Raw genomic sequence first — 12519 nt, forward strand, 5'->3', positions numbered from 1 at the left:
CGTCGTCTCCCTGTATATTTTTATTGCTGCGGCGTCAGTCGATCATCGCCGCGCAGTAGCGTTCCATATGATAGTCCGTGTCGCCGAGCAGCACGTCCATCATCGTTAGGTATTTGAAGTAATCGCCGACGCTCAGTTCATCGGTGATGCCCATGCCGCCGTGCAGCTGCACCGCCTGCTGTCCGACATGACGCGCCGCCTTCGCGACCGTGACCTTCGCGCCCGACACCATGCGGCGCCGTTTGCACGCGTCCGGTTCGCCGAGCGCCTGCGCGGCGACATAGGCCATCGACAACGCGCACTCCTTCTGCACGAGCATGTCCGCCAGCCGATGCTGCAGCGCCTGAAACGCCGCGAGAGGCTGTCCGAATTGCCGGCGCGTATTCAGATAATCGCGCGTGATTTCGATGAGACGCTCCATCGCGCCCGACGCCTGCGCGCATTGCGCGGCGATACCGTGATCGAGGCCGTGCTCGAGCGCATCGAGTCCGCTCGTCACCGTTCCGACCAGCGCGCTCGCCGGCAGCTTCACGTTGCTGAAATGAAGGTCCGCGCCGCGCTGACCGTCCATCGACGCATAGTCTTTCGATGCAACACCGCGTGCGTCACGCGGCACGAGGAACAACGCGACCGTATCGCCGGCGCGCGCCGTGACGAGCCAGCCATCGGCGCACGCTCCGTGCCATACGAGCGATTTGCGTCCGTCGAGCATGTAGCCATCGTCGAGACGCGTGGCGGTGCAGCGCACGTTGCGCGGATCGTATCGCGATGCAGGTTCCAGATATGCAAGCGCTAGCGTGCTTTCTCCCGTCGCGACTCTGGGCAGCCATGTGTCTTTCTGCGCCTCGCTGCCATAGGCATCGAGCACGGCCGCCGGCATCACCGCACATGGAATGACCGGTTCCGCCACGAGCCCGCGTCCCAGTTCGCGCTGCACGATCAACTGGCTTTCCGCGCCCTGAGCGAAGCCGCCGAACGCCACCGGCACGTTCAGACCCAGGACGCCCATTTCCGCGAGCGCGTTCCAGATGCCACGATCGAAGCCGCCTGTCGCGACCGCACTCTTGCGGCGCTGCTCGAAGGTGTACTGCTCGTCGATGTAACGGCGCAGGCTGTCCGCGAGCATCTGCTGTTCATCGCTGTATTCGAAGTCCATATGTCACTCCGCCCGCGTTACGCCTGCATCATCATGCGTGCGATGATGCCCCGTTGCACTTCGTTCGTGCCGCCGTAGATCGAGAGCTTGCGCATGTCGAAATAGCTTGCGCAGGCGGGCGCGGCCCACGAAGGACCCTCGACGGGCGACGCCGCATCCGGCTCGATCCACTCCGGCTCGAACGGCCACGCATGCGGTCCGGCGACTTCCATCTGAAGCATCGCGATGTCCTGCTGAATCTCGGAGCCGCGAATCTTCACGACGGACGCTTCCGGTCCCGGCTGTCCCTTGCTCTGCGCCGCCACGCGCAACAGCAGCATCTCGAGCGACATCAGCTCCATTTCGATGCGCGCGATCTTGTCGCGCATGCGGACATCGTCGAACATGCGGCCGCCGTGGCCATCCGCCGCCTCGCGCGCATAGCGCTTCAACCGCCGCAACTCGCGATAACACTGACCGATGCCCGCAATGCCCGTGCGCTCATGGCCGAGCAGCACCTTCGCATAGGTCCACGCGCGCCCCTCTTCGCCGACGAGATTCTCGACCGGCACTTCCACGTCTTCGAACCACGTCTCGTTGACATCGTGGCCGCCATCGAGCGTCTTGATGGGACGCACGGTCACGCCGGGACTTTTCATGTCGATGAGCAACATGGAGATGCCGTCCTGCTGCTTGCCGTCACTGCCGGTGCGCACGAGGCAGAAGATCCAGTCGGCATATTGCGCATAGGTCGTCCAGGTCTTCTGACCATTGACGATATAGCAATCGCCCTTGCGCACGGCCTTCGTCCTCAGCGACGCCAGATCGGAGCCCGCGCCCGGCTCCGAATAGCCCTGGCACCAGAAGTCGTCCATCGTGGGAATGCGCGGCAGGAAGCGCGCCTGCATCTCCTTGCTGGCGAATTTCATCAGGACCGGCGCGATCATCGATACGCCGAACGGAATCAGGCGAGGCGCGCCTGCACCGATAGTCTCGATCTCGAAGATCACCCGCTGCAACGCGCTCCAGCCGGTGCCGCCGTATTCCTTCGGCCACGACGGCGCGCCCCAGCCGCGCGCATGCAGGATGCGATGCCAGCGCACGAAATCGTCCTTGCCCAGACGCCGCTGTGATTCCACCTTCGCGCGGATATCCGCAGGCAAATGTTCCCGCACGAACGCGCGGACTTCCTCGCGAAACGCGTCGTCGGCTGCGGTGAAGCGGAGGTCCATCGGTCTCTCCCTTTGAATGTCAGACGAGCGTAGGTCAGCCAGGAACCGTGATCCCCACCAACGATGGGGGGTGTGGTTCCCGCGCGCGCCCCGCGCTGCACTCGCCCCCCCATTGGTGGTGGGCGATGTCGACGCGCGCCCGCCGACCATGTACGAACGACTACCCGAGTCACAGCGGACGCGTTACCGGAACGCGCCGTTCAAAGGAACCCGACGGAAACCGACATGGAAATCCAACGAAGCGTCTATCGCGATGATCACGAGATGTTCCGCACCACCGTGCGCCGCTTCTTCGAACGCGAATGTCTGCCGCGTCAGGCTCAGTGGAACGAAGCCGGCATGGTCGACCGCGAAACCTGGCGCAAGGCCGGGCGCGAAGGCCTGTTGTGCGTCACGCTGCCGACGGAATACGGCGGCGGTGGCGGCGACTACGGGCACAGCGCGGTCATGGCCGAGGAAGTCGCGCGCTGCGGCCTCTCGGGCGTCACGTTCAACATGCACTCCGACATCATCGCGCCGTACATCGCGCGCGTGGGCACCGCCGCGCAGAAGGACAAGTGGCTGCCGGGCGCGTGCTCGGGCGAGATCGTGCTCGGTATCGCGATGACCGAACCCGGCACCGGCAGCGACCTCAAGGCCGTGCGTACCACCGCCGTGCGCGATGGCGACGAATACGTCATCAACGGCAGCAAGACCTTCATCAGCAACGGCATCAGCGGCGATCTGTTCATCGTCGTGTGCAAGACGGACCCGGCGGCGGGCGCGAAGGGCATCAGCCTGCTCGTGGTCGAAGCGGACCGCGAAGGTTTCCGGCGCGGCCGCAAGCTCGACAAGGTCGGTCTGCATGCGCAGGACACCGCCGAACTGTTCTTCGACAACGTGCGCGTGCCGGCTGCCAACCTGCTCGGCGAAGAAGGCATGGGCTTCAAATATCTGATGGCCGAACTGCCGCAGGAGCGCTTTTCGATCGCGCTCGCCGCCGCCGCGCGGCTCGAGACTGCGCTGAAACACACCGTCGAGTATGTCAAGGAACGCAAGGCGTTCGGCCAGACCGTGTGGGACTTCCAGAACACGCGCTTCAAGCTCGCGGACATTCAGGCGCAGGCCGTCGCGGTGCGTCTGATGATCGATCACTACCTCGGCGAGCACATGCGCCGCCGTCTCACGCTCGAAGAGTCCGCGCTGGCCAAACTGTTCGCCACCGAAACGCTCGGCAAGGCGCTCGACGAGATGGTGCAACTGCATGGCGGCTACGGCTACATGCTCGAGTATCCGATCGCCCGCGCCTTCGTCGATTCGCGCGTGAACCGCATCTACGGCGGCACGAGCGAAGTCATGCGCGAGCTCATCTCTCGCGCGCTTTGAACCCATTCGATAAACCAAGGAGACAAGCATGACCAGCAAAGTTTATGTCGCCGGCGTCGGCATGATTCCGTTCGCCAAGCCCGGCGCGAGTGCGCATTACGATGAAATGGGCGCCTTTGCCATTCGCGAGGCGCTCGCCGATTCGGGCATCGATTTCAAGCATATCCAGCAGGCCTACGCGGGCTATGTCTATGGCGACTCGACGTGCGGCCAGACGGCGCTGTATCGCGTCGGCATGACGGGGATTCCGGTCATCAACGTCAACAACAACTGCGCGACGGGTTCGTCGGCATTGTGGCTCGCGCATCAGGCGGTGAAGAGCGGCATGGTGGAATGCGCGCTTGCCTTCGGCTTCGAGGAGATGCAGCCGGGCGCGCTCAAGAGCAACTGGGACGATCGTCCGCGCGCGATGGCGAAGTTCATCGAGATCGCCGACCGCCTCGTGCCCGACTGCGAACAGCCCGGCGCGATCCGCATGTTCGCGGGCGCCGGTCAGACGCACATGAAGAAATACGGCACGAAGCTCGAAACCTTCGCGAAGATTCGCGCGAAGGCGAGCCAGCATGCCGCACGCAATCCGCTCGCCATCTTCCGCAAGGTCGTGACGCCGGAAGACGTGCTCGCCGCGCCGATGGTCTGGGAAGGCGTACTGACGCGTCTGATGGCCTGCCCGCCGACGTGCGGTGCCGCCGCGGCGATCGTCTGCTCGGAAGCGTTCGCGAAGAAGCACGGCTTGCGCGCCGACGTGATGATCGCGGGCCAGGCGCTCACCACCGATGGCCCCACCCTCTTCGACAATCCCGACATGATCGATCTCGTCGGTTTCGGCATGACGCAATCGGCATCGCGCGCGGTGTACGAGCAGGCCGGCATCGGGCCCGAGGATATCGACGTCATCGAGCTGCATGACTGCTTCGCGCAAAACGAACTCATCACGTATGAAGGGCTCGGCCTCTGCGACAAGGGCGAAGGCGAAAAGCTCGTCGAACGTGGCGACAATACGTATGGCGGGCGCTGGGTCGTCAATCCGTCGGGCGGATTGCTGTCGAAGGGGCATCCGCTCGGCGCGACGGGTCTCGCGCAATGCTTCGAGCTCGTGCATCAGTTGCGCGGCACGGCGGGCGAGCGTCAGGTGCAGAACGCGAAGGTCGCGTTGCAGCACAACCTCGGCCTCGGCGGCGCATGCGTCGTCACCGCTTACCAGCGCGCGGCCTGAGGACGACGACATGCTGAACAAGTCTTTCATCGGCCGTGCGCTGCCCTCGTTTCACGCGACGGCCGAAGCGGGTCAGCTCGCGCTGTTCGCCAAGGCGACGGGCGAAACGCGCTCCGAATACATCGACGAATCCGCCGCGCGCGATGCCGGTCATCCGAACCTGCCGCTGCCGCCCACGTTCCTCTTCTCGCTCGAACTCACGTATCCGTCCGCGGGATGGCGTCAGGAGATCGGCATCGAGGCATCGCGCATTCTGCATGGCGAGCAGTCGTTCACGTATCACCGTCTCGCCTATGCCGGCGAGAAGCTGCTGTTCGAAAGCGGGATCGCCGACATCTATGACAAAAAAGGCGGCGCGCTGAGCTTCGTCGTGCGCGAGACGCGCGTGACGAACGCGCGCGGCGAGCATGTCGCGGATCTGCGCAGCGTGCTCGTGCATCGCAACGGTTAATGCCCAGGGGGACGCAATGGACTTCAACACGCTTCAGGTCGGCGACACGCTGCCGCCGCTCACGCTGCCGCCGGTGAACCGCACGACGCTTGCGTTGTTCGCGGGTGCATCGAACGATCACAACCCGATTCATATCGATATCGATTACGCGCGCAAGGCCCGCATGCCCGATGTCTTCGCGCACGGCATGTTGTCGATGGCGTGGCTCGGCCGTCTGCTGACGCACTGGGCCGATCAACGCAAGCTGCGCGAGTTCGGCGTGCGCTTCACGGGCATCACGCATCTCGGGCATGTCGTCACGTGCACGGGCACGGTCGTCGAAAAATTCGAGAAAGACGGCGAGCAGCGCGTGCGCCTCGAGATACAGACCGCCAATCAATATGGCGAAGTCAAAGTCGCGGGCGATGCCGTCATCGCCGTATGAATCTGAGAGACACAGGAGACTGAAATGGCAAAACTCAATGGAAAGGTCGCGCTCGTCACCGGCTCGGGGCGCGGTATCGGTCAAGCTATCGCGATGAAGCTCGCGAGCGAAGGCGCGCGCATCGTCGTGAACGATCTCGATGCCGACCCCGCGCATGAAACCGTCGAGCTGCTCAAGAAGCAAGGCGCCGATGCGGTCGCGTGCGTCGGCAGCGTCGCGGCGCCGGACTTCGCCGAGCGCTACGTCGGCACGGCGATCAAGGCGTTCGGCGGCATCGACATCATCGTGAACAACGCGGGCTATACGTGGGACGACGTCATCCAGCGCATGACCGACGAGCAGTGGTACGCCATTCTCGATTGCCATCTGACCGCGCCCTTTCGCATCCTGCGTGCGGCGTATCCGCATATCAAGGCGCAATGGCAGGCCGAAAGCGCCGAAGGACGCGAAGTGTTCCGCAAGATCGTCAACGTGTCGTCGGTATCGGCGCTCAACGGCAACGCGGGGCAGATGAACTATTCGTCCGCGAAGGCCGGCGTGATCGGCATGACGCGCGCGCTGTCGCGTGAATGGGGACGCATGAAGGTGAACGTGAATGCCGTCGCATTCGGCCTCATCCACACGCGCATGACCGACGCCGATGCCAAGGAAGGCGCGACCGTGAAGATCGAAGGCCGCGATATCCGCGTCGGCATCAATCCGGAGCTGCTCAAGACGCACGCGCAACGCAATCCGCTCGGACGCGGCGGCACGCCTGAAGAAGCCGCGGGCGCCGTCTATCTGTTCTGCCTGCCCGAATCGAACTACATTACGGGACAGGTGGTGGCGGTAGCCGGTGCGCCGCAATGATGGCGGGCACGTCTCATCGCTCCGATTGACCACCACGCCGCATCGCGGGAAGCGAGGTTCACCATGACAGTGTCGTCCGATTTCAAGCCCCGGTCCGCTTGGGCCATGACCGTCCTGCTGACGGGACTCGCGCTCATCAATTATCTCGACAAGGTCGTGATCGGTGTCGTCGCGGTACCGATGTCGAAAGAGCTCGGTCTCAGTCACGCGCAGTTCGGCCTTATCGCCGGTGCATTCTTCTGGCTCTTTTCCATCTCGACGATCGCCGTCGGCTTCATCTCGAATCGTGTCAAGACGCGCTGGCTGCTGCTCGCCATGGGCATCGCGTGGGCGGTGTTGCAGATCCCGCAAGCCCACATGACGAGCCTCTTCGCGTTGCTGATCTGCCGCGTGCTGCTCGGCGCGGCGGAAGGTCCGTTCATGCCGACGACCATCCACGCGCTCTACAAATGGTTCCCCGACACGAAGCGCACGCTGCCGGTGGCGATCGTGAGCCAGGGCGCGGGTCTCGGCCTGTTGATGGCCGGCATGCTGATTCCGCTCGTCACGTCGCGTTTCGGCTGGCGCATGAACTTCCTGATCCTCGCCGGCATCGGCTTCGCGTGGAGCGTGCTGTGGCTGTGCTTCGGGCGCGAAGGGAATATCGAGCACAAGGCGGCATCGGCCCAAGCGGGTGCGTCGGCCGAGGCTGCGCGTCAACCGCTGCGCAAGACGCTGACCAATGCGTCGGTGCTGTGCACGATCCTGCTCGGCTTCGCGGCGTACTGGTCGCTGACGCAGGTATTCACGTGGCTGCCGACGTATCTGGAGAAAGGCCTCGGCTACTCGCACGTGCAGGCGGGCCGTCTGTTCGCGCTGATCATCATCGCGGCGACGCCGATCAACCTCGGCCTGTCGTGGTTCTCGCAACGTCTGATGGGCCGCGGCGTCGGCTCGCGTGCGGCGCGGGTGAAGTTCATCAGCATCGCGTACATCGTGAGCGGCTGCATCTACGTGCTTCCGCTGATGTTCGAATTCACCACGCTTCAGAAGGTCTTGCTGATGGCGGTCGGCGCGGGTCTGCCGACGATCTGCTTCTCCATCGCCCCTGCCTTGCTCGCGGAAGTCGTGCCCGAAACGCAACGTGGAGCTACGCTCGCGATCTATGCGGCCATCGGCAGTCTCGGCGGCGCCATTTCGCCCGCGCTGATGGGCGAGATCGTGCAGCACGGCGGAGCCGCCGCCCAGGCCTACGAGAAAGGCTTCGCGACGTGCGCGATCCTCGTCGTCCTCGCTGCATTGGTGGCGTTGAGCTGGCTGCATCCCGAACGTTCGCGCCGCGTGCTCGAAACGACGGCGGCCCCGGCGCGATCGACGGCTGTCTGAACAGGAACACCACGACACATGAAAACGCTGAACCGCTACTACATCGATGGACGCTGGGTCGAGCCTGCCGGCGCGAGCACGGCCTTCGAGATCATCAATCCCGCCGATGAAACCGTCACGGGCATCGTGCAGCTCGGCGGCACGGAAGACGTGAATCGCGCCGTCTCCGCTGCGCGCGCTGCGTTTCCCGCGTGGTCGCACACCACGCGCGAGGAACGCATCGCGTTGCTGGAACGCATCATCGAATGCTACCGCGCGCGCATGAGCGATCTGGCCGATGCCGTGCGTATCGAAATGGGCGCGCCCGCCGCGCTGGCGAAGTCGCTGCATGTGCCTGTCGGACTGATGCAGCTCGAAGGTGCGCTCAAGGTCCTGCGCGAGTTTCGCTTCGAACGCGAGCACGGCCGCAATGTCGTGCGCCGCGAGGCGATCGGCGTTGCCGCGCTCATCACGCCGTGGAACTGGCCGCTCAATCAGATCGCGGCCAAGGTCGCGCCCGCGATCGCGGCGGGCTGCACGGTCGTGCTGAAGCCATCGGAGATCGCGCCGCTCGATGCCGTCATCTTCGCCGACATCATGCATGACGCCGGCACGCCCGCCGGCGTCTTCAACATGCTCTTCGGCGATGGCCCGGCGGTCGGCGCGGCGCTCAGCGCGCATTGCGACGTCGACATGGTGTCGATCACCGGATCGACGCGTGCCGGCGTGGAAGTCGCGCGCGCCGCGGCCGCGACGGTCAAGCGCGTGACGCAGGAACTCGGCGGCAAGTCGCCGCTCATCATCCTCGACGATGCCGATCTGCACGCCGCCGTGAAAAGCGCCGTCGTGCAGTGCATGACCAACTCGGGGCAGACCTGTGTTGCACCCACGCGCATGTTGGTGCCGCGCAATCGCATGGATGAAGCCGCCGCGGTTGCAGCCGCGGTCGCCGATAAGCTCACGGCCGGCGATCCCGCCGCTCCCGCCACGCGTCTCGGTCCGCTGTCGAACCGTGCGCAGTTCGAGAAAGTGCAGCGCATGATTCGCGCCGGCATGGAGGAAGGCGCGCGCCTCGTCGCGGGCGGACCGGGCCGACCCGCAGGTATCGAGCGCGGCTTCTTCGCGCGTCCGACCGTCTTCGCGGACGCACGCAACGACATGGCGATCGCGCGCGAAGAAATCTTCGGCCCGGTGCTCGCGATGATCCCCTACGACAGCGAAGACGAAGCCATCGATATCGCCAACGACTCGCCGTACGGTCTCGCCGCTTACATCTATTCGAACGACGAAGCTCGCGCGCGCCGCGTGGCGAATCGCATGCGCGCGGGCATCGTGCGCATCAACGAGGCTCAGACCGATTTCTCGATGCCGCTCGGCGGTTACAAGACCTCGGGCAACGGGCGCGAATACGGCGAGGAAGGCTTCGCCGAATACCTCGAAACCAAGTCGGTGATGCGCTGATTCACACACAAGGAACCATGACATGAACTTCGATGTTCCCAGCGAATGGGTCGATTTCGGCGATGCGCTCATCCGCTTCATCGACCGTGAAGTGGCGCCGCTCGAACACGAGCATCGCGCGCTGCTGGATCACGAGCATCGCGCTTACTTCGAGGATGGGCGTTATCGTCCCGAAGTTCTGGCGCTGCGGCGGCAAGTGCGCATGCGCTCGGCGGAACTCGGCTTCTACACGGCGCTCGGCGATGAATCGCTCGGCGGCGGCGGACTCGGCGCGCAGGCGACGGTGTATATCCAGGAGCGTCTCAATGCGCATTGCGGACCGTCGCGCCATCTCGTGCATACGGTCGTGCTGCCCTCGCCTTTCACCAATGGCTTGTCGCCCGTGCTGCGGCATCTGCGGCCCGACGTGCTGGCGCCGCTGCTCGAAGGTATTGCGTCGGGCAACAAGACCATGTGCTTCGGCCTGAGCGAACCCGACGCCGGTTCCGACGTGTTCGGCATGCGCACGCGTGCGGTGCGCGATGGCGATCACTGGATCATCAACGGCACGAAGCAATGGATCACGAACGCGCCCTACGCCGACTACGCGATGATCTTCGCCATCACCGACGAAGAGAAAGCGCGCGCGCATCGCGGCGGCGTGACGGGCTTCTTCCTGCCGACGAACACGCCGGGCTTCTCCGTGCCGAGCGTGATTCCGGTGATGGGGCATCACGGATCGGAGACGGGCATCGTCGCACTGGACGATGTGCGCGTGCCGGATACGCATCGTCTCGGTCCGGTCGATCAGGGCTTGTCCGTTGCGCTGGATGGCGTGAATGCGGGCCGTCTTTCGATGGCCGCGAGCTGTCTCGGTCTCGCGCAATGGGCGCTCGATCAGGCGGTCGAGTATGCGAAGGTGCGCAAGACTTTCGGCCGGCCGATCGCGGATCATCAGGCGGTGCAGTTCATGCTCGCCGATTGCGCCATGGACATCTACGCCAGCAAATCGATGCTGCGCCACTGCGCGTGGCTCATCGACGAAGGCAGGCCCGCGACGAAGGAAGTATCGATCGTGAAGGCATCGGCGACGGAAATGGTGGGACGCGTGTTCGATCGCGCCATTCAGGTGCATGGCGCGATGGGCCTGACCAACGAACTGCGTCTGGAGAAGGGTTATCGCTATGCGCGCACGGTGCGCATTCCGGATGGAACGTCGGAGATTCAGCGGCGCACGATCGCGCGCAAGCTGCTCGAAGGCGACACTTCGTTTAACTGATGTTTCATGCATGGCTCGCGGTCATATAACCGCGAGCCATGTGCTTCAGAACTGCGAAAGCGTCAGCGCATTCCTCACCGACTTCACCCCCGGCACCGCCTCCGCCGCCTTCGTGGCGAGCGCCATCTGCGATGACTCCGGCACGCCGCCTTCCAGAATCACATCGCCGTTCTTCGCTTTCACTGCAATACCCGTCGATACGAGTCCCTTCGTACGCTGCAACGCCTTGAAGACATCGCGTTGAAGTTTGCGATCGGCGGACTTGCCCGACTTCTCTTGCGGCACACTCGCCGCCGTGGCCTCATCGGGTGCGGACGTTTGTGCCTGCGCGCCCAGGGACGCCGCCGCGATCATCGCAGTCAGCATCAGCCGGGCAACCTGATTACGCGTCATTTGATTTTCTCCTTTTCTGTTCAATCTTTAAGAGGTTGTTGAAACACCTTCAGCCCGGGTGATCCGGGCTGAAGGAAAGAAACGTTGCATCACGAAGGAATACTTCGGCCGCCCGTCAGAAGCGGTGCATCATGCCGACCGCGGCCATCGTCTGCGATGTCTGCGGCTTCGACACGGCGATGCCGGTCCAGCTCATCGTCGAATTGCCGTTGTTCTTCATGTAGCCCGCGCGCGCATAAATCGACGTGCGCTTGGACAGCGAATGATCCCAGCCGATCTGGACAGCCGGCGTGTTGTCGTGCGCGCCGCGCACATCGCGATGCAGGAACGCCGCCTCGAAGGTATCGAAAGGCGTGACCTGCACCGTCGCGCCGAGCTGCGCGATGCTGTACGAATGCACCGAGTTCATGCGGGCCGCGACCGAACCGGCCGGTGCATCGTCGGGCTTCGTGTAGATATACAGCGCCTGCAGATTGACGATGCCGAGGCGATACGCGATCGCGCCGGTAAAGCGCTCGCTGGCGACGAGATTCGTGACGATCGGACCGAGCGTCTGCTGACCCGGACGCTGATTCTGATAACCGACGCCTGCATACAGGCCATAGCCCGAATACTGCAGCGAGAAGTCCATCACGTTGCCGAACGTCGTCGGCGTCGGCTGCGTGACGCTCGCCGAGAAACCGTACAGCGCGGAGAACTTGAAGCCGGCCAAGGTCGGCGACAGATACTGCACCGCGTTGCTCTGACGCCCGTTCAGATATTGCACGCCGTTCGTGGCGGGATCGCGGGCGAGCACCGCCGATGCGGCGAGCCCGAGCGCTTCGTCGAGCCGGAACGGATCGGCCGGATACGCGATGAAAAAGCTCGGCGTGTATTGACGGCCGAAGCGCAACGACCCGTACTTCTCGTTCGACAACCCGACCCACGATTGCCGATAGAACATCACCGACGAATCCGCGAGGAACGTGCCGTTGTTGATGTTGAAGCCGTTTTCGATCGCGAAGTCGGCCTTGTTCCCGCCGCCGAGATCTTCGCTGCCCTTGAAGCCGAACAGCGAGCCGACGTTCCCGCCGCTGCGCATCGACACCGTGCTCGTGCCGCCGTTGTTGTTCCAGAGGCCGAATACATCGATGACGCCGTAGAGCGTCACGCTGGATTGAGCCGATGCCGCTTGCGCCGCGAGCAACATCGCCGCCGCACAGATACTCCGTCTGACCAGACGCATAGCTATGTCTCCTCCACAGATTTTCCGCACCTGCCGATGCGGACAGACAAACCCGGCCGCCGTGTGGTTGTTATCGGAGGACGGGTGATGCATCCAGTGTGGAGACCCTCGCGCGCGCGCGACCTACCCGAAGTGTGGGGGCGGGATTCCCCTTAAGCAGCCTGCC

Annotated in this window: 12 protein-coding genes; 8 read left to right on the plus strand and 4 right to left on the minus strand. The window is 64.0% G+C overall.

All coding sequences use genetic code 11. The features are described 5' to 3' along the window. Positions 1 to 34 precede the first annotated feature (34 nt). Positions 35 to 1156, minus strand: a complete 1122-nt coding sequence (locus AWB76_RS13490; protein WP_061160606.1) for an acyl-CoA dehydrogenase family protein — start codon at positions 1154 to 1156, stop codon at positions 35 to 37. A 17-nt stretch (positions 1157 to 1173) separates the two neighbouring features. Next, the gene (locus tag AWB76_RS13495; RefSeq protein ID WP_061160607.1) at positions 1174 to 2367 is read right to left on the minus strand and encodes an acyl-CoA dehydrogenase family protein; all 1194 of its coding nucleotides are present in this window, start codon (positions 2365 to 2367) and stop codon (positions 1174 to 1176) included. Positions 2368 to 2592: 225 nt separating this feature from the next. Between AWB76_RS13495 and AWB76_RS13500 the strand changes: the two genes are divergently transcribed. The 8 genes from AWB76_RS13500 to AWB76_RS13535 all read left to right on the plus strand — a co-directional run bounded on the left by AWB76_RS13500 (position 2593) and on the right by AWB76_RS13535 (position 10735). Continuing rightward, entirely contained in the window at positions 2593 to 3732 is a 1140-nt protein-coding gene (locus AWB76_RS13500) for an acyl-CoA dehydrogenase family protein (protein ID WP_061160608.1), read from the plus strand. 28 nt (positions 3733 to 3760) lie between these two features. Then, complete coding sequence (locus tag AWB76_RS13505) at positions 3761 to 4948, plus strand: lipid-transfer protein (RefSeq protein ID WP_061160609.1); 1188 nt, start codon at positions 3761 to 3763, stop codon at positions 4946 to 4948. A gap of 10 nt (positions 4949 to 4958) precedes the next feature. Beyond that, the gene (locus tag AWB76_RS13510; protein ID WP_061160610.1) at positions 4959 to 5399 is read left to right on the plus strand and encodes a MaoC family dehydratase N-terminal domain-containing protein; all 441 of its coding nucleotides are present in this window, start codon (positions 4959 to 4961) and stop codon (positions 5397 to 5399) included. A gap of 16 nt (positions 5400 to 5415) precedes the next feature. Continuing rightward, positions 5416 to 5823 (plus strand): MaoC family dehydratase, encoded by a 408-nt coding sequence (locus AWB76_RS13515; RefSeq protein ID WP_061160611.1) that lies wholly within the window; start codon positions 5416 to 5418, stop codon positions 5821 to 5823. Between the two features lie 24 nt (positions 5824 to 5847). After that, positions 5848 to 6672 (plus strand): SDR family NAD(P)-dependent oxidoreductase, encoded by an 825-nt coding sequence (locus AWB76_RS13520; RefSeq protein WP_061160612.1) that lies wholly within the window; start codon positions 5848 to 5850, stop codon positions 6670 to 6672. 63 nt (positions 6673 to 6735) lie between these two features. After that, entirely contained in the window at positions 6736 to 8037 is a 1302-nt protein-coding gene (locus tag AWB76_RS13525) for an MFS transporter (protein ID WP_061160613.1), read from the plus strand. Between the two features lie 18 nt (positions 8038 to 8055). Further along, complete coding sequence (locus AWB76_RS13530) at positions 8056 to 9477, plus strand: aldehyde dehydrogenase family protein (protein WP_061160614.1); 1422 nt, start codon at positions 8056 to 8058, stop codon at positions 9475 to 9477. Between the two features lie 22 nt (positions 9478 to 9499). Then, a complete protein-coding gene (locus AWB76_RS13535) occupies positions 9500 to 10735 on the plus strand; it encodes an acyl-CoA dehydrogenase family protein (protein ID WP_061160615.1) in 1236 nt (411 codons plus the stop codon). 45 nt (positions 10736 to 10780) lie between these two features. Here AWB76_RS13535 and AWB76_RS13540 read toward each other — a convergent pair whose 3' ends face one another. Then, positions 10781 to 11128, minus strand: a complete 348-nt coding sequence (locus AWB76_RS13540) for a BON domain-containing protein (RefSeq protein ID WP_061160616.1) — start codon at positions 11126 to 11128, stop codon at positions 10781 to 10783. Positions 11129 to 11243: 115 nt separating this feature from the next. Continuing rightward, positions 11244 to 12353, minus strand: coding sequence for a porin (locus AWB76_RS13545; protein ID WP_061160617.1), 1110 nt, complete (start codon positions 12351 to 12353; stop codon positions 11244 to 11246). Positions 12354 to 12519: the final 166 nt, after the last annotated feature.

The organism is Caballeronia temeraria (assembly GCF_001544795.2).
GTDB classification, from domain to species: domain Bacteria; phylum Pseudomonadota; class Gammaproteobacteria; order Burkholderiales; family Burkholderiaceae; genus Caballeronia; species Caballeronia temeraria.